Origin of the sequence: Janthinobacterium saanense, from assembly GCF_014200675.1 — a bacterium.
In the GTDB taxonomy this organism is placed as follows: Bacteria; Pseudomonadota; Gammaproteobacteria; order Burkholderiales; family Burkholderiaceae_D; genus Janthinobacterium.
This window is the reverse complement of the sequence record NZ_JACHCI010000028.1, coordinates 47,568-65,544: the sequence shown is the minus strand read 5'-3', so window position 1 is coordinate 65,544 and position 17,977 is coordinate 47,568. Positions and strand designations below refer to the sequence as shown.

The 17,977-nt window shown below is 60.6% G+C and carries 16 protein-coding genes; 5 read left to right on the top strand and 11 right to left on the bottom strand.

Features of this window, described 5'->3' with window-relative positions; genetic code table 11:
- Window positions 1-81: 81 nt before the first annotated feature.
- A complete protein-coding gene (locus HDE72_RS25790) occupies window positions 82-309 on the bottom strand; it encodes a hypothetical protein (RefSeq protein ID WP_183748040.1) in 228 nt (75 codons plus the stop codon).
- Window positions 306-743, bottom strand: a complete 438-nt coding sequence (locus tag HDE72_RS25785) for a CdiA C-terminal domain-containing protein (protein WP_183748038.1) — start codon at window positions 741-743, stop codon at window positions 306-308. The genes HDE72_RS25790 and HDE72_RS25785 overlap by 4 nt, the downstream gene beginning before the upstream one ends.
- Before the next feature lie 66 nt (window positions 744-809).
- Here HDE72_RS25785 and HDE72_RS25780 point away from each other — a divergent pair, with 66 nt between their 5' ends.
- The 3 genes from HDE72_RS25780 (at window position 810) to HDE72_RS25770 (ending at window position 7,635) form a co-directional block, all read left to right on the top strand.
- Window positions 810-1,826 carry an IS30 family transposase gene (locus HDE72_RS25780; RefSeq protein ID WP_183748036.1) on the top strand — a complete coding sequence of 339 codons (1,017 nt, stop codon included), beginning with the start codon at window positions 810-812 and terminating at the stop codon, window positions 1,824-1,826.
- A 392-nt stretch (window positions 1,827-2,218) separates the two neighbouring features.
- Entirely contained in the window at window positions 2,219-6,715 is a 4,497-nt protein-coding gene (locus HDE72_RS25775; protein WP_183748034.1) for a PAS domain-containing protein, read from the top strand.
- Window positions 6,712-7,635, top strand: a complete 924-nt coding sequence (locus HDE72_RS25770) for a diguanylate cyclase domain-containing protein (RefSeq protein WP_183748026.1) — start codon at window positions 6,712-6,714, stop codon at window positions 7,633-7,635. Before HDE72_RS25775 ends, HDE72_RS25770 begins: the two co-directional genes overlap by 4 nt.
- Here HDE72_RS25770 and HDE72_RS25765 read toward each other — a convergent pair.
- Window positions 7,632-8,483 (bottom strand): oxidoreductase, encoded by an 852-nt coding sequence (locus tag HDE72_RS25765; protein WP_183748019.1) that lies wholly within the window; start codon window positions 8,481-8,483, stop codon window positions 7,632-7,634. The two genes, HDE72_RS25770 and HDE72_RS25765, sit on opposite strands and share 4 nt — an antisense overlap.
- A gap of 127 nt (window positions 8,484-8,610) precedes the next feature.
- Here HDE72_RS25765 and HDE72_RS25760 point away from each other — a divergent pair, with 127 nt between their 5' ends.
- Complete coding sequence (locus tag HDE72_RS25760; protein ID WP_183748016.1) at window positions 8,611-9,516, top strand: LysR family transcriptional regulator; 906 nt, start codon at window positions 8,611-8,613, stop codon at window positions 9,514-9,516.
- On the opposite strand, the gene HDE72_RS25755 is transcribed toward HDE72_RS25760, so the two are convergent.
- From HDE72_RS25755 to HDE72_RS25740, 4 genes are read right to left on the bottom strand one after another with little or no spacing between them, the layout of a single operon-like run.
- Window positions 9,507-9,971: a MaoC family dehydratase gene (locus tag HDE72_RS25755; RefSeq protein ID WP_183748013.1), complete on the bottom strand. Its 465-nt coding sequence runs from the start codon at window positions 9,969-9,971 to the stop codon at window positions 9,507-9,509. The two genes, HDE72_RS25760 and HDE72_RS25755, sit on opposite strands and share 10 nt — an antisense overlap.
- Window positions 9,964-10,440, bottom strand: coding sequence for a MaoC family dehydratase (locus HDE72_RS25750; RefSeq protein WP_183748010.1), 477 nt, complete (start codon window positions 10,438-10,440; stop codon window positions 9,964-9,966). The genes HDE72_RS25755 and HDE72_RS25750 overlap by 8 nt, the downstream gene beginning before the upstream one ends.
- Complete coding sequence (locus HDE72_RS25745) at window positions 10,437-11,582, bottom strand: acyl-CoA dehydrogenase family protein (RefSeq protein ID WP_183748007.1); 1,146 nt, start codon at window positions 11,580-11,582, stop codon at window positions 10,437-10,439. The genes HDE72_RS25750 and HDE72_RS25745 overlap by 4 nt, the downstream gene beginning before the upstream one ends.
- A 16-nt stretch (window positions 11,583-11,598) precedes the next feature.
- Entirely contained in the window at window positions 11,599-12,789 is a 1,191-nt protein-coding gene (locus HDE72_RS25740) for an acyl-CoA dehydrogenase family protein (RefSeq protein ID WP_183748004.1), read from the bottom strand.
- A 285-nt stretch (window positions 12,790-13,074) separates the two neighbouring features.
- Here HDE72_RS25740 and HDE72_RS25735 point away from each other — a divergent pair, with 285 nt between their 5' ends.
- Window positions 13,075-13,926, top strand: a complete 852-nt coding sequence (locus tag HDE72_RS25735; protein WP_183748001.1) for a DUF6624 domain-containing protein — start codon at window positions 13,075-13,077, stop codon at window positions 13,924-13,926.
- Between the two features lie 108 nt (window positions 13,927-14,034).
- Here the strand turns inward: HDE72_RS25735 and HDE72_RS27905 are convergent, their stop codons facing one another.
- The 4 genes from HDE72_RS27905 to HDE72_RS25720 all read right to left on the bottom strand — a co-directional run bounded on the left by HDE72_RS27905 (window position 14,035) and on the right by HDE72_RS25720 (window position 17,935).
- Window positions 14,035-14,169, bottom strand: a complete 135-nt coding sequence (locus HDE72_RS27905; protein ID WP_260176941.1) for a hypothetical protein — start codon at window positions 14,167-14,169, stop codon at window positions 14,035-14,037.
- A 23-nt stretch (window positions 14,170-14,192) separates the two neighbouring features.
- Complete coding sequence (locus HDE72_RS25730; protein ID WP_183747998.1) at window positions 14,193-14,519, bottom strand: hypothetical protein; 327 nt, start codon at window positions 14,517-14,519, stop codon at window positions 14,193-14,195.
- Window positions 14,520-14,790: 271 nt separating this feature from the next.
- Complete coding sequence (locus HDE72_RS25725) at window positions 14,791-16,380, bottom strand: aspartate:alanine exchanger family transporter (RefSeq protein ID WP_183747995.1); 1,590 nt, start codon at window positions 16,378-16,380, stop codon at window positions 14,791-14,793.
- A 229-nt stretch (window positions 16,381-16,609) separates the two neighbouring features.
- On the bottom strand, window positions 16,610-17,935 hold the full coding sequence (locus tag HDE72_RS25720) for an MFS transporter (RefSeq protein WP_183747992.1): 1,326 nt from the start codon (window positions 17,933-17,935) through the stop codon (window positions 16,610-16,612).
- Window positions 17,936-17,977: the final 42 nt, after the last annotated feature.

Here is a 17,977-nt window from a genome sequence, read left to right as displayed (position 1 = left end):
GCATGGTCGGCGGTGGGGCAATGAACGTGTCGCTATTGTCTCAGTTCGGCGCGCTGCCGTGAACGGCAGCCGAAGAATAAATCAGCGTTTCCCTAAGGCTTGCTCATAGCTCTCTTTAGACCCTATTCTTGGCAATAATTCTTGCAAAGAATTGTAAATATTTACATCAATTAATCCCCACTCCAATAAAGCATTAATATAACCATGCCAAAGTAGTGCTACCTCGGCAGTATTACGCCAACTTAGTTGATTAGAAATACGCCTTCGCAATTCTTCCTCTGTAGGATATCCATTAAAAATTGATGTCATTTCAGAACCTTTTTAGGAGTAATATAAACAGTTCCCTGATTAGTAATAATCACTACACTTTCAAATTTTTGTCCATCCGGCATCTTTGCGTCAGCACCAAAGGCACGATTAGCACCACGCTCGGCAATTTCAGACGTCATACCAGCTTGACCACGTGCATCAACAATTACATTACCAGATTGGCCACGTGCATTCATAATAGTACTAGATAGTGCTTTCGATAATCCATCGGAACTCTGATTAGCAACATTTGTCATCGTCTTCAATTCATAGCTTTTTCCATCAATTTTAAAGTCAGCACTTCTCCCTAGATTAGTAGCAGGAATAACCTCCACCGTTCTACCGCCATCCAACATTTCTTGAATATACATCTTCTCTGCATCTGTCAGCCGCTCAGTGGAACCAATAAGTTTCCCTCGGACAGGATGCGCCATTCCCTCATCAGATACCCGGCGTTCTCAAGAACCAAGTGCAACACCTTTGTCCTGTAAGGTGTCGGCATGTCGAACAGCTATAAACATTTCACTACCCAAGAGCGGACCGTGGTCATGACCATGCGCGATGACCAGTGCTCCATCCGGTCCATTGCTAAACGCCTGTGCCGTTCCGCGAGCACTATCGGCCGCGAACTGAAACGCACCACCGGAGGGGGCGCCTACGACGCCAACGCGGCCCATCTGCAAAGCCAGGCCCGCCGATTCGCGGTGCGGCGCGTGGCCAAGCTGGACGTCGATAGCGTGCTGTTTAAAGTCGTTCGGCACCAACTCAATCTGCTCTGGTCACCACAGCAGATTGCCCGCAAACTGCGCGCCCTGTGGCCCGACAACCCTGAGAAATCCGTGTCCCACGAGACCATCTACAACGCCATTTATTTGCATCCACGTGGTGAGCTCAAGCGTGAGCTGATCGCCTGCCTGCGCCACCACAATCAAGTACGCAAACCACGCAGTCGCGGCACCGACCGCCGCAACCAGATTCCCGACATGCAGAGCATTCATATCCGGCCTCCAGAGGTCGAGGATCGCCTCATCCCGGGGCACTGGGAGGGCGACCTGATCAAAGGCGCTGGCAACCGCTCATCGGTTGGCACACTGGTCGAACGCACCACCGGATTCGTGGTCTCGGCAAAGATGGATAACGCCACCACCAAGGCCGTCGTGGACAGCTTCTCAGCCGTCCTCAACCGCGAACCAGCGGCCATGCGCAAGACCATGACGTACGACCAAGGTCGCGAGATGTATGCCCATAAAACACTGACCGAACGCACCGGCGTCCAGATCTATTTCGCCGACCCGCACAGCCCTTGGCAACGCGGCTCCAACGAGAATACCAACGGCCTGCTACGTCAATATATGCCCAAGGGTTCGGACCTGTCGATTTACTCTCAGGACGAACTCGACGCCATCGCGCTCTCGCTCAATACCAGGCCACGTGCCCGACTCAATTACGAATCACCACTCGTCGTTTATACTCAGCACATCACGTTGCTACAAGCACCAACCACCACTGTTAATTAACCCAGTATTGCGCTTGCTCTTTGAAACCGCCCCCCATTGGCTTCCCCTTATGGAAATGCTGATCAATTCATAGCCTGCATTCCCAGCGGGGCTCTGACCCGGCTGGCACGCATGCTGCGTATAAAAGCTTGATGATGCGCGAAGAAGTTTGGCAGGAAGGCCCACGTCGGCATCGGTGCTGCACAGAGCTGGGGACACGCCGTCATCGGCACGGCTGGCAATGACACCTGCCTCTTTGCCAATGGCCCATGCCATGCGTAAAATTCAAGGCAGTGACGCTACCTGAAGTGCGAATGCCGGGCTTGTCTTGCACGGCAGAAACTACGCTTGTCTTGTGTATCTATTTCGACTAGCATCGTTTCATTCCTCGCATCTTTCTGGGAGCTCGCCGCTTGCACGATTTGCCTTCGATACGCGCAAGAATCTCGCGGCTGGTGCTGGCGTGGGCCGTGCCAACGGCGGTGGTGTTCGTGCTGCTGGCCACGCAAAGCTACAAGCGCGAACGCGATCATGTCGTCAGCGAGACGGCGCAGGCGGCGCGCGCCGTCAGCGCCACGGTCGAGCGCGATATCGACGGCGCCCGCATGGCTGCTTATGTGCTGGCGAATTCGCCTGCCCTGCGCGATCACGATATCGCTGCCCTGCGGAGCCAGGCGGCCAGCCTGCTGCGCCCCGGCTTTGCCGTCAGCGCCTTCATTTTGTCCGATACCGCGGGCCATCAGTTATTTGACACCGCCCTGCCCTTGCAGAGCACGCCGACCGGCCTGGCGCCCAAGGCGGCGGCCAGCATGCAGCGCACGGCGGATCGGGGCCAGCCCCGCCTGACCAGCCTGCCTGCAGGGGCGGCGGACATACCGCAAATGGCCTGGAGCACGCCGCTGCCACGCAGCAAGGGTTCGCCGCTGGTGCTCACGGCGCTGTATCCCGCCAACTATCTGCCGGGCGTGATGCGCGAACTGGGCATGCCGTCCTACCTGAGCGCGGCCATCATCAATGCCGATGGCATCAACGTGGCGCGCACGCGCGATCCGCAACGCTATGTGGGGCAGCGCAGCATGCCGCAACTGCTGGAACAAGTGCTGCAGGCGCGCGACGGCATGGTGCGCCACGAATCGATGGAAGGCCTGGATGTCTACACGGGCTTTCACCGTGCCCGCGATGATGCCTGGACGGCGGCCGTGACCATGCGCACGGCCACCGTCAGCGAGGCCTTGCTGCGTTCCGTGTTGACGGGCTCGGCAATCCTGGCGCTGCTGCTGGGCGTGGCTTTCGCGCTGGCCTGGAAAATGGGTGGCCGCCTGGCCTACACCCTGCAAACCCTGACGGGGCAGATACAGGCGCTGGCGCTAGGCCAGCCGCTGGCGCCGGGCCGCCACACCAACCGCGAATCGGCGGATATGGCGCAGGCGCTGGCCACCCTGGAAAGCGATTTGCTACGCCACCGCACGCAGCTGGAAAGCCTGGTGGCAGAGCGTACTTTGGCGCTGGAGCAGTCCACCCGCTTGCTGGCGACCGTGTACGCGACGGCGCCCATCGGCCTCATTTTCGTCGACCATGACCTGCGCATCGTGATGATCAACGACTACCTGGCCGCCCTCAATGCCACCCCCGTGGCCAGCCATATCGGCCGGCCGCTGAGCGAGATGATCTTCAACGACGGCGTGCGCATGGAGGTGGAACGGGGCTTGCGCCATGTTCTCCAGACCGGAAAAGCCATCGTCAATATCGAAATGAAAGGCTATTCGGGAGAAAGACATGACGAAGCGAGCCATTGGATCGTGTCCTATCACCCGATTTTCGGGCCGGAACAGCAATTACTGGGCGTCTCGGGCCTGTTGCTGGACATTACGGAGCGCCGCCGCACTGAAGCGGAATTTCGCCACTCGCGGCACCTTTTCGGCACTATCATAGAAAATATTCCGGCGATGGTGTTCGTCAAGCGCGCCGATAAGCTGAGCTTTGAGATGGTCAACCGCCATACCGAGCTGACACTGGGGCGTTCGCGCGAACAATTGCTGGGCAAGACCGACCATGACTTCTTTCCGCCACAGCAGGCCGCCGCCTTCATCAATGCCGACCGCAAGCTGCTGGCCACGGGACAAATGGTGGAAATCGAACAGGAAGCGATCAATACGGCCGATGGCAGCACTCGCTACTTCACCACGCGCAAGGTGGTCTTGCGCGACGACGCCGGCCGCGCCAGCCATGTGCTGGGCGTATCCATCGACATCAGTGAACGCAAGCGGGCAGCCGAAGTGCTGCGCGCCACCACCTTGCGCCTGGAGCAAAGCGAACGCTTCATCCGCACCGTCACCGACAATCTGCCCGGCATGGTGTCGTACTGGGGCAGTGACTTGCGCTGCCGCTTCGCCAACCAGTTCTACACCGAGTGCTTCGGCCGCAGCAGCGCCGAACTCGACGGCATCCACATCAGCGAACTGCTGGGACCAGAACTGTTCAAGATCTACGCACCCCACGTGGAAGGCGTGCTGGCAGGCCGCCCGCAAAGCTTCGAACGCGACCTGCTCGACCCGCAAGGCCAGGTGCGCCATACCTGGACCAATTACATCCCCGACTTCGACGACAGCAGCAGCGTGCGCGGCTTCTTCGTGCTCGGTTCGGATGTCTCTGAACTCAAGCGCACGCAATTGCGCTTGCACGAGCTGAACGAACAGATGGTGCGCGCACGCGACAAGGCCGAGGCAGCCAGCATCGCCAAGAGCGATTTCGTGGCCAATATGAGCCATGAAATCCGTACGCCGATGAACGCCATCATCGGCCTGGCGCGCCTGCTGGAAGAGTCACCGCTGGAGCGGCGCGAGCGCAGCTATGTCAGCAAGATCCAGATGGCCACGCAATCGCTGCTGGGCATCGTCAATGACGTGCTTGATTTCTCGAAGATCGAAGCAGGACAGCTGGTGCTGGAACAGCGCCGCTTCCAGCTCGAACGCATGCTGACGAGTATCGGCGTGCTGCTGGCCAGCGGCGCCTGGGCGCGCGGCGTGGAACCGGTCTTCGTGCTGGACCCACACGTACCGACTGAGCTGATAGGCGATGCGCTGCGCGTGGAACAGATCCTCATCAACCTGGTCGGCAATGCCATCAAGTTCACCAGCGATGGCGAAGTGGTACTGGGTATCCGCGCCCTGTTCGAGGACGCCGACACAGTGACCCTGGAGTTTTCCGTGCGCGATACCGGTATCGGCATTGCGGCAGCCGAACAGGAACATATCTTCGACGCCTTTTCGCAGGGCGACAGCAGCACCAGCCGCAAGTATGGCGGCACGGGGCTGGGCCTGGCCATCTGCCGCCGCATGGTGGAACTGATGGGCGGCAGCCTGAGCGTCAAGAGCACACTGGGGCAAGGCTCCGACTTCCGCTTCGTGTGCCGCTTCAGCCGGGCCGGACCTGCGCCCGTGCGCAGCGCCACGCCGCCATTGTCCGTGCTGATCATCGACGACAACGCCAGCGTGCGCAGCATGCTCGAAGCGCTGTGCGCGGCCCAGGGCTGGCACAGCCGCAGCGCCGATGGAGGCATCGCCGGCATGGCGCTGCTGCGCAGCCACGCCAGGCTGGATGACGGCAAACCGCCGGCCGGCCTGGTGCTGCTCGACGCGGCCATGCCGGACATCGATGGTATTTCCATGCTGACCGAAGTACGCGCCGACCCGGCACTCAAGATACCGCCCGTGATCATGCTGGTAGCCGACCAGGCCAGCGAAAACCTGGAACGCATCGCCGGCAGCCTGGCGCTGGCCGCCATCGTGTCCAAACCCGCCACGCCGGCGCGCCTGCTGGCCGCCATCGATGCAGTATGCCATGGCCGCAGCGCACCGCCCGTGCTGCCCGTTTCCACCCCCTTGTCCGGCCTCTTGGCGGGCATGCGCGTGCTGCTGGTGGAAGACAATGAAATCAACCAGGAAGTGGCGCAATACATATTGCTGCATTCCGGTGCAAGAGTCGCGGTTGCCGCCAATGGCCAGCTGGCGGTCGACCTGCTGGCCAGCTCGCCGCGCGATTTCGACGTGGTGCTGATGGATTTGCAAATGCCCGTACTGAACGGCTATGAAGCCACGCAAGCCATCCGCAGCCTCGGTTTGCGCGATTTACCCATCGTCGCCATGACGGCCAACGCCATGGATGACGACCGCCTGCGCGCCATCTCCAGCGGCATGAATGCCCATGTGGCAAAGCCGATCGATGTCGATGAACTGATCCAGACCCTGAGGCGGCTGGTGCCCATGCTGGACGCCCCCGAGCGCCAGACACCAGCCTCCGGTGAACACCTCGCCACCGCGGAAGTGCCGGCCAGCGTGCCCGGCATCGACCTGGCGGCGGCCCTGCACCGCTTCGGTGGCGATTATGGCGCCTTCCTGGCGCTGCTCAAACGCTTTGAAAATTCCCAGGGCGACGCCGTCGAAGAAACACGCCGGCTGCTGGCGCAAGGTCAGACGGAACAGGCCGGGCAACAGCTGCACCGCCTGTGCGGCGTGGCGGCCAACCTTGGCGCCAGCGCCGTGGCGGACCTGAGCGCCAGGGCTGGCAAAGCCTTGAAGGCGGGGCAAGGGCAAGCGGCGGACTCGCTGCTGGCACAGCTGGAGCAAGCGATGGGCGTGGTGATCGAAGGCACGCGCCCCCTGCCGCTGCCGATGAGCCATGCAAGGCCCGCCGGCAGCCCGGTCGACCTGCGGGCGGGCTTGGCCGAATTGCTGGATCTGATCCTGAACAACAACCTGAAAGCGCTGGCGCAATTTCACCTGCTACGTCCGGCATTGGAACAGTCGGACCGGGAAACGGCGCTGGCACTGGATTATGCGATCGGCACACTAGACTTTTCCGATGCGGAAAAGCTGGTGCGCGATCAGCTCAAACGAGAGGAAAACACGTGAGCTGGACCGACCTTGCCATGAACGGGCGCATTCTGATCGTCGATGACGCCATGGAAAACATCCAGATCCTGCACCAGTTGCTGCGCGAAGAGCATGAAGTGCTGTTTGCCCTGAGCGGCGAGAAGGCGCTGGAAATCGCCGACAAGCAGTTGCCGGACCTGATATTGCTGGACGCCGTCATGCCCGGCATGGATGGCTACGCCGTCTGCCAGGCCTTGCGCGAATCGGCCACCCTGCAGGCCATCCCCATCATCTTTGTCACCGCCCTGAACCTGCCCGAGGATGAAACGCGGGCGCTCGAAGCGGGCGCCGTCGACTTCATCACCAAGCCTTTCAACGCGGCCGTGGTGCGGGCACGCGTGCGTACCCAGCTGACCATCAAGCGCCAGGCCGACGCCATGCGCGAGCTGTCGCTGACAGACTCGCTCACGGGCCTGGCCAACCGGCGCAGCTTCAACGACGCCATGGAAAGCGAATGGCGCCGCTGCTCCCGCGACGGCGTGGCGATGGCCGTCATCATGGCCGACATTGATCATTTCAAGGATTACAACGATACCTATGGCCACCAGGCCGGCGACCTGTGCCTGCAGCAGGTGAGCGCCGCCATGCGCCGCTGCGCCACCCGTCCACCGGACTTACTCGCGCGCTATGGCGGCGAGGAATTCATCGTGCTGCTGCCGCAGGAAACGCGCGAGGGCGCCGAAGTGGTGGCCCAGCGCATACTGGAAGAAGTGCGCGCCCTGCATATTGCGCACGCCAGGTCCAGCGTGGGGCCGCACGTCACCGTCAGCCTGGGCATGGCCAGCATCCTGCCGGCCGAAGGCATGGACGCCAGCCTGCTGATACGCGCCGCCGACGCCCTGCTGTACCGCGCCAAACAGTCGGGGCGCGACCGCTATTGCGCCTCTGAGGCCGATTAAAAATCGGTGGAGCGCGACAACGCCTCCCAGCGCGCCATTTCATTTTCAACGAACGCATGCTTGTCGCGCACGCGCTGCAAGGCGTCGCTACCCAGCTGCAGCCGCAGCGGCGCTTGCGGCAACTTCACCAGTTGCAGCACGGCGTCTGCCAGCTTGCGCGGATCGCCCGGCTGGGACGGCGCGCGCACGGCCTGCCTCACCACTTCGCGCACCAGACCGGCCGTGGCGGCGTAATCGGCCAACTCGGTCGCCGCCTGTTGCAGCGAAGCGCCAAACGTCGTGCGGAAATAACCCGGTTCGATCACCGTGACCTGGATGCCCAGCGGCGCCAGTTCGGCATGCAGCGCTTCGCTCACGCCTTCGACGGCAAACTTGGTGGCGCCATACACGCCAAAACCCATGCCTACCGAATAGCCGCCCAGCGACGAGACATTGATCAGGTGGCCGCTGCGCTGGCGGCGCAGCTGCGGCAGCACGGCGCGGCTCACATTGAGCAGGCCCAGCACATTGGTGTCGAACACGGCGCGTGCCTCGGCGCCGCTCACTTCCTCGACGGCGCCGGCAATGCCATAGCCGGCGTTATTGACCAGCACATCGATGCGTCCGAAATGTGCCGCCGCCTGCGCCGCTGCAGCATGCGCCGCCGCTTCATCGGTGACGTCCAGCGCCAGCGCCAGCAAACCGGGCTGCTCACCGAAGCGCTGCGTCACATCGCCCGCCACACGCGCCGTCGCCACCACGCGCTCGCCCGCTGCCAACGCGGCCGCCACGATCTCGGCGCCCAGGCCGCGCGAAGCACCCGTCACCATCCATACCTTGCTGTCACTCGCCTTGTTCTGTGCCTGCATCTTGTTCTCCGGTGTGGCCAGGCCGTGGTACGGCCTGCAACCAGAGTCCACGATACGCGCACGATTATCAAAGAAAAATGTGGATAAGGTATATTCGGCATGAACCAGCAGTTCATAAAGGAATACCGTGGATAAAGATAAACTCGATGGCGTGGCCGTCTTTCTGGCCGTGGCAGAACTGGCCAGCTTCACGGCCGCCGGCGCGCGGCTGGACATTTCCGCCAGCGCCGTCAGCAAGGCCATCCGCGTGCTCGAGCAGCGCCATGGCGTGCCGCTGTTTCGCCGCAGCACGCGCAAGGTGGCGCTGACGGAAGCCGGCGCGGCCCTGTTTGCCCGGCTGGCGCCGGCCGTGGGCGATATCGACCTGGCCTTCGAGGAATTGAATGGTTTTCGCAATACGGCATCCGGCACTCTGCGCCTGAGCATGACCCGCTCCTCCTGCCGGCTGCTGATCGAACCCATGCTGGTGCAATTTTGCCGCGACCATCCGCAATTGCAGCTCGACATTACCTTCGATGAAGGCACGGTGGACTTGATCGCCGGGCGCTACGACGCCGGCATCCGCCTGGGCGAAGCGCTGGCGCAAGACATGGTGGCCGTGCGCCTGACGCCGCCGCTGGACTGGGCCGTGGTCGCCAGCCCCGCCTATTTTCAGCGCATGGGCCGCCCCGCCACGCCGCGCGACCTGATGACGCATACCGCCATCAGCTACCGCTTCGTGCGTTCAGGCATGCTACACCACTGGGAATTTGCCGAAGACGCTCGCAGCTACACCGTCGACATGCCGGGCCAGCTGATCGTCAACGACCGCTCCAAGCTGCTCGACTTCGCCCGCCTGGGACTGGGACTGGCCTATGTGGGCATTTTTGAGGCGCAGGCAGATTTGCAGACAGGCCGGCTGGAACAGGTTTTACAAGACTATGTAAAGCCCAGCGACGGCCTGTATCTGTACTTCCCGGCCCGCACGCAGGGGCAAGCCAAGCTGCGGGCGTTGATTGATGCGTTAAAAAAGCAGCACCTGATTCAGGGATAACAGCGCATCAAGAACTCCGCCACGCACACCGGTTTGCTGTCGCCTTCACGCTCCATGGTCACGGCCCAGTTCACTTGCGCGCCTTCGGGCAAGTCATCCACCGTAAGAATATCGAGGCGCACGCGCAAGCGGCTGTTGACGGGAACGGGGGCCGGGAAGCGTACCTTGTTCAAGCCATAGTTGATCGCCATGCGGATGCCCGACATGGCCAGCGCGCCTTGCAGCAAGGCGGGCAGCAGCGAGAGGGTCAAGAAGCCGTGCGCCACCGTGGCGCCATATGGCGATTCGCGCGCACAGCGTTCGGCATCGACGTGTATCCACTGATGGTCGTCGGTGGCGTCGGCAAAGGTGTCGATGCGCTGCTGGGTAATGCTCAGCCAGTCGGAAACAGCCACATGCTGGCCTGCCAGTTGGCGGAAACCGGCGACTCCCTCGATCTTGAGCGCATCACGCATGGACTGCCTCCCCGCCAGGCCGGCGGCCGAACATGCCCATGCCTTCCACCGTGGTGACCAGTTGACCATGCTGGTTGCTCACATTCCAGACGGAAACCACGATACCCCGGTCCGGCTTCGAATTCGATGGCCGCACCTCCTTGACGTAGTAGCTGAGGCTGAGCGTGTCGCCGGCGCGCACCGGCAGCAGCCAGCGTATGCTGTCCAGGCCGGGCGAACCCATGCTGGATGAGTGCTTGAGCAGATTGTCCACCACCAGGCGCATCATCATGCTGCAGGTATGCCAGCCGCTGGCGATCACGCCCTTGAAGATGGTTTTCTCGGCCGCAGCATGGTCGACGTGGAATGGTTGCGGATCAAAATCGGTGGCAAAAGCAATGATTTCCGCTTCCGTCACATGGCGCTGGCCCAGCGCGATTTCCATGCCTTGCGTAAAGTCTTCGAAATACCAGTGTTGAGGATTGGTCATGCGGTCTCCAAAGGCAAAAAGCCCGGCTGGGCGATAAAACGCTCGATATGATGGTCGCTATCGCCCAGGGTCAGGGCGATCATGGTCAGGCGCTTGAAATGGTGGGCGGCAGGCAATTCGTCCGTCACGCCCATGCCGCCATGCAATTGCACGGCTTGCTGGCCGACAAACGTCGCTGCCTGGTTCACGCGGGCCTTGGCGGCGGAAACGATGCGGCGGCGCTCAACCACATCCTCACTATCGACCTTGGCGGCCGCCAGCATGGCCATCGAACGCGCCTGCTCCACATGGATGAACATATCGGCCATGCGGTGCTGCAAGGCCTGGAACTTGCCGATCGGCGCGCCGAACTGCTGGCGCGTCTTCAGGTATTCCAGCGTGGCGGCAAAAATCGCATCCATGGCGCCCACCGCTTCCGCGCACAGCAAGGTAGCGCCATAATCAAGCGCCGCGTCGAGTATTTCCCAGCCCTGCCCGGCCTGGCCGATCAAGGCTTCCGCACCCAGCACCACTTGCACGAAGTTGACGGTGGCGGCGCGCTGGCCATCGATGGTACGGCTATCCTGAATGCTGACGCCGGGCGCATCCACCGGCACCAGGAAGAGCGAAATGCCATCCGTATCACGCTGATCGCCACCGCTGCGGGCCGATACGATCAGCGAGCCGGCCTGCGCGCCGTGCATCACCACGGTTTTTGTACCGTCGAGTACAAAACCATTGCCACTGCCGGTGGCCGTGGTGACGATATCGTGCAGGTCGTGGCGCGCCTGGCGCTCGCCCAGCGCACACGCCAGTTTCAACGTGCCTGCTGCCACCTGTTCCAGCACAGCGTCATGGCCACCGGCCAACGTCAGAAATTTCGCCCCGAAAACGGTGGCAAAATAAGGCTCGACCATCAGGCCGCGCCCCAGTTCCTGCATTACCAGCAGCATGTCGACGGCCGTGCCATCGAAACCACCGGCGCTGGCCGGCAGCGGCAAGGCTGTCATGCCCAGCTCGGCCAAGCCAGCCCAGGCCGCATCCGATACGCCAGCCGCGGAATGGATGATGCTGCGGCGCTTTTCAAACGCGTAATCCTTGTCGACCCAGCGCCGCAGCGCATCGGCAAACTGCTGCTGTTCCTGATTAACATTGAAGTCCATTGTGTCTCCCTATCGCCTACAGGCCCAGGATCATCTGCGTGATGATATTTTTTTGAATTTCGTTGGAACCGCCATAGATCGATGTCTTGCGATAATTGAAGTAGTAGGCAGCCAGCGGCGCAGCCAGGTCGTCGCCAAAACTGCTATGTTCCGTCGCGCCTTCCAGGAAAGCCGTATCGAAGGGCAAGGCTTGCGGTCCCAGCGCTTCGACCATCAATTCTGTCAGCTGCTGCTGGATTTCCGAACCACGCACTTTCAGCATCGACGCCTGCGGCCCCGGCCCCTTGCCTTCCTCGCTGATCACGCGCAAGACCGTCATTTCCAGCGCCATCAATTCAATTTCCAGCAGCGCCACCTTGGCAGCGAACGCCGGGTCACGCAGCAGCGGCTGGCCCCGCTTGACTTGCTGCATCGCCAGTTGCTTGAGGAAAGTCAATTCGCGTTTGGAGCGGCCCACGGCGGCAATGCCCGTGCGCTCATGGCCCAGCAGATACTTGGCGTAAGTCCAGCCCTTGTTTTCCTGGCCCACCAAGTTGCTCACCGGCACGCGCACATTGTCAAAGAACACTTCATTTACTTCATGTTCTTCATCGAGCATGATGATGGGGCGCACGGTAATGCCCGGCGTTTTCATGTCGATCAGCAAGAAGCTGATGCCTTCCTGCTTGCGCACCGTGCTATCGGTGCGCACCAGGCAAAAAATCATGTCGGCATGCTGGCCCAGGGTGGTCCAGGTTTTCTGGCCATTGACGATGTAATCGTCGCCATCGCGCTCAGCCGTGGTTTTCAATGAAGCCAGGTCGGAACCGGCGCCTGGTTCCGAATAGCCCTGGCACCACCAGTCGTCGCAATTCAAGATGCGCGGCAAATAATGCGCTTTTTGTTCCGCAGTGGCAAACGCCATGATGACGGGCGCCACCATATTGACGCCAAACGGCAGGATGGGCGGCGCACCGGCACGCGCGCATTCGTCTTCCCAGATATGGCGCTGCACGGCAGTCCAGCCCGTGCCGCCGTATTCCACCGGCCAGGCAGGGGCGGCCCAGCCCTGTTTGGCGACGATCTTGTGCCAGCGCACATAATCATCCTTGTCCAGCCGCAAATGCTGGCGCACCTTGCGCTGCAGCTCGTGCGGCAAATGCGTGTCCAGGAAGGCCCGCGCCGTATCGCGAAAGGCGGTCTCCCCCGCCGTGAAGTGCAGATCCATCGTCGTCTCCTTGTTTTTATGCGTCGTTGCCTACAGTATGCGCAGGTAGAAGCAGCGCACAAAAAAGCACGATCGTTCTCGAGGATTGTACAGCAGAACACAGGCAACGCCACTGATCCAGACAGCAAAAGAGTGACGGCAAGCTGAGGGCCGGTGACAAAGTGAGAGTTTTTTAGCCGGGCAATTCGTTATGCTGGATTTACCTACTTTTCAAAAAAAAACGTGAAAAACAGGGCCATTGCGATATCACGCAAGCTTCCTTATTCAACTTATCGAGAACACAGAATGACCTTACGCCCGCACCACTTGCTCCTCGCCGCTCTCGCCTGCCTTGCAGCCCCCAGCTACGCCGATGATGGGCAAACACAAGTCACGATTTCAGTCTACAACGGTAGTAAACCTGTTGCCGGGCTGATATTTCCCATCGGTGCCAAAGTCAACTTGTCGGCCGCGGCCAATCATGTCGACAGCAGCGAGAATAAAATCCGCTTCACAGGCAATGTGCAAGGCAGATTCACGCCGCCGGCGGAACAAGCCATCGTTCTGTTTGGAGAAGAAGTCGTGCTGAGCCGGGAGGCCATCAGTGCTGAGCGCGCCAAAGCCGTGCGCGATATCGAGGCCATGGCCGGCCCCGATCAACTCTACCGTGGACGCTCGGAAACTGGCGACCTCAGCCCAGAAGAATGGAAGCAGCAGACGGCAATCGACGTTGCCAATATGAAACGGCTGGCGGAAATTATCGATGCCTACGGCTGGCCCGGCCTGCGCTTTGCAGGCGCCGCTTCCCAGACCGCTTTCCTGGTCTTGCAGCACGCTGATCACGCCAGCCAGCGCAAGTATTTGCCGCAACTACATGATGCAGTGCAGCGTCATGATGCGTTGGGCAGCGCTCTTGCATTGCTCGAAGACCGCCTGCTCGTCGCCGACGGCAAACCTCAGCGCTATGGTAGCCAACTGAGCACTAATCCGCTGCGGTTTGATCCTATCGAGGATGAAGCCCGTGTGGACGAGCGCAGGCGCAGCATCGGCCTGGAACCATTGGCAGATTATGCCAAGCGCTTCGGCTTGAGCTATGCGCCTGAGAAAGCCAAAGAAAGCGGCGTAGCCCATCAAAAATTAGCTACTGATGCGGATTGAATCGTGCAACAGCAGAGTGGCTCTTGATGCCAACATCGATAACCATCACGATGGGCGTAAAAAAAACCGGCTTATGCCGGCTTTGAGTGAAACGCGTTATATGGCGTGTCAGATGGCCCATGAAAGGTAGGCAACGACCAATACGGCGCTCACGGAAACGATGCCCATCAAGCTAGACAGAATCTTGCCAGCGCGCACACGCGCCACGGCATCCGTTTCCAACTTTGCGATCAAGCTGTTCATTTCATGTCCTTCAAACAATTTACTCAGACGCTGTTAGCGCTAGTAATGCATCTTTCCATGCGCTCGATTATAGCCTGTTTGTCCGCCAACATCTTCTGTTGTGCGTCCACCTTGATTTTTTCGTCTGCCGCCTGCTGCTCAAGCAAGGTCGCGTGGGTAGCGGAGTAAGTAACATTGACAAGCAACAATGCAGCGATGGACATAAGAAAAATACGATTATCGGGAATATACGGATGCACAGGACGATAACCAGCCGGAAGGTCCAGGGAGTTGAGTCCGACCGCAACCACCGATATCACAATCAAAAAGATGTGAAGGCCGAAGGCGATCCAGATGGAGTCCTTGCCCACTACGACCATGCCCTGAAGAGCGGCCAGTGACGAGAGGGTACATAATCACACGACTCTAGATAGATATGCGTAAGTTCCAAGGTCACTTTCAGAAACCAAGGGAGGCAATTTCATCATGGGCGGCAGCTCATGCATTATCAAATACGTCGCCATCCAATACCAGTCCACACGACGCTATCGACGTTATCTTTTGATGCTGAGCAAACGATAGGCAGACTATCTGCACGGTCCGCTGGAGACATCTTGCATACGAAGCAGACACCCGGCGCTTTTACCCATACAAATGCAGCAACACCTGCACCGCAATGATCTTGACGATAGTCATACTGGGGAAAATCATGGCATAGCCAAGGTTGGGCCTGTCTGACTTGGCCAGGCGATTGGCAAACACCAGCACGGCGGGGTTGCCGGTGGCGCCGGCGGCGATGCCCAAGAGTTCGGAGAATGGCAGGCGCAGGAAGATTCTGCCCAGCAGCACCACCAGGCCCACCACCACCAGCACCGTCACGGCGCCCAGCACCAGCATGGGTAAACCATCGGCGCCCACTTGCCGCACGAACGGCAAGCCGGAAGCCATGCCGACGGAAGCGAGGAAAATCGTCAAGCCATAGTTGCGCATGACCAGATTGGCCGACAGCGGCAAGCGCCAGCTGACTTTACCGACGCGGCCCAAGCGGCCCAAAATCAGCGCCATCACCAGCGGTCCGCCGGCCAGGCCCAGGCTGAACGAGCCTATCCATGGCAAGGGAATCGGGATCAGGCCCAGCAAGACGCCCAGCACCATGCCCATGCCCAGCGAGACATAGCTGAACTCGGCCGTGGCCGTGATCGAATTGCCGAACAGCTTGCGCACGTCGGCCGCGTGCTGCGATGGCGCAATGACCATCACCCGGTCGCCGAATTCCAGCGTCAGATAAGGCTGCGGCAAGATCATGGCGTCGCCGCGGCGGATGAAGGCGATTTGCAGCGGGAAATCTTTAGCCAGGTTCAGCTCGCCCAGCGGCACGCCGACGATTTCCGCATCGGATACAAACACTTCCATGCCATCGAAATCGCTGCGGTCCTTCATCAAACGGCCCGGGTCCGAATGGCCCAGCGCCGTCCTGGCCGCTTCCACGGCGGCGACCGTACCGGTGACCATCAGCGCGTCACCCAGCGCCAGCACCACGCCGGGCGCCGGCAAGCGGTTTTGATGTCCCTGGCGCACGGCAATCACTTGCACGCCAGCCAGCGGGCCTTCCGCCAAAGCCGATAAATCGGCGCCTGCCAGGGCGGCCGTATCGATGGTGATTTCCGACACGATGATCGGCGCCGGTGGCGGCGTGAGCACGGGTTTTAATACGCGCCCCGCCAGGTACAAGCCCAGCATGGGGCCCACCACGCCGAACGGGTAGGCCACCGCATAACCGACGGCCGCGTCGCCATTGCCGTGCGATGCTTCCAGCGCCGCCTGCAAGGCAGCCGTGCTGGTCATGGCGCCGGCAAACACGCCGCTGGCCATGCGCAGGGAAATATCGATCCACTGCCCGCCCCAGATGGAGACGGCCAGGCCACCCATGACGGCGATAAAAGCGATCAGGTTATGCTTCTGCCCTGCCCCGCGCAAACCGGCAAAAAATTGCGTGCCGTACTGCACGCCTATGCCATATAGAAACAGCAGCAAGCCGATGGAGCCAACCAGCGGCGGCGGCACGGAACCGGGCGCGAACGCTCCCAGCGCCAGCCCGGCGAACAGCACGCCGCCCACGCCCAGCGAAAAACCGAACACGCTGACGCGACCCAGCGCATAACCGACGCCGATAACAAGAAATAAGGCCAGGATCGGAGTCGATTCCAGCGTATGGCGCAGCAGCTCTATCATCGCAAAGTCTTCAAGTAGGGAGAGATGCCAGTTTAACATGCGCCATGGCAACAAGATGCCAACTTCGCAAGCAAGCGTGTGCAAGCATGCACGCAGAAAAAAGGCAAAAAAAAGCCCGCTACGGGAGCGGGCTGAATCTATTTCCTGTGAGGAAGTAGAGGAGACAGCTCAATAATGACGCATTGCAGCATCGCCATCCAATTGTATGTTGTGATGATAGAAATGCGTTTCATTGATATCTTTGATATCTCGCCGGCAGGCCCGTGCGCGCCCATAGCCAGATCAGCAGCATGACCAGCAGGCACGCCAGCATCAAGGGCAGGCACATCAGGCTGAGCAACTCTCCGTTTTGGACTCCACGGTAATCGATGCCGTCAAGCAGCGTCCCCAGCATCAGGCAGTTGCATCCAAGCGCAATCTTGACGCTGCCTGTCATCAAGCCGTACGCCAGGCCTGCGTCGGCCTTGGCGCTGTCTGCAACCAGGTCGCCAAAAGCAGCCCACAATACCGTGCCGCAACCACCGCTGAAGATGCCAAAACCCAGGGCGCAAGCCATCGTCAGTCGCCAATCATGGGCATCGAGCCAAAATCCCGTTATCGAGACCAGCAAGCCCATGGTGGCCAGCAGCAAACAATCTACCCTGCTCTTGCCCGGCTGCAGCAACAGATAGCGCCATAGAAACTGCGACAGGATCGCGCCCAGCGACGCCATCATGACTATCGATGCTCCCCGCGCCGGCGACTTGAGCACGTAGGCAATGTAATACGGCTCCATCCTGAGAAACATGGCGCAGCCGCCCGAGATCAGCACGATCATGGCCACCACTATCCATACCCCTGGCGGCAAGCCGCACAGCGATTGCCACCAGCCTGGCCGCGCCGCCTGCGTGGATGGCAGTGCCGGAAAAGGGCCGGCTTTACGCATGGCCCGCAACAAAACAACAGCCGAGACGATGGCGGCCAGCGACAGCCCCAGCACCAGCAGCAGGAAACGTGCGGGCTGGTCCGTGGTGATGCGGGACGTCAACAGAGGCGCGATGGCGCTGGCGATCAGGAAGGATGCCGTACCGCTGAAGAAGATGCGCAGGGAACTGACCCTTGAGCGGCTGTCGGCGTCCTTGGTCGCCAGGCTGAGCAAGGCGTTCTGCGGCAAATCATAGAGTGCGTAAGCGATGCGAAAGGTGATACCCGTCAGCAAGGCGTAGGGAGCGCTCCAGGCGGGCGGCACGTAGCTGCAAAGAAACAGCAGCACCAGCGTCAAGGCGCTGAGCACGGCGCCCAGGCATTGCAGCCGGCAAGCCGCCATGACGTGGGACAGGCGCCGGCGCAGCAGCAGTCCCAGGACGAGATCGGCAGCCGTGCCCGAAAAATAGCCGATGGCCAGTATCAGCCCCATATAGCGCACGGGAATGTGGCCCACTTCCGTGAGAAAGTAGGCAAACAGGATTTCACTGGCGTACCAGAACAGGCTTTTGCCGAAATGCGCGCCCGCGTAGGCACGGGTCAGCCCGCGTGACGATGGCGTTCCCAGCAAATGATCAGATGCAGTGCTCACGATGGCCGCCCTTAAAAAAAGGGGGTAGCCGTCTGGCCACTC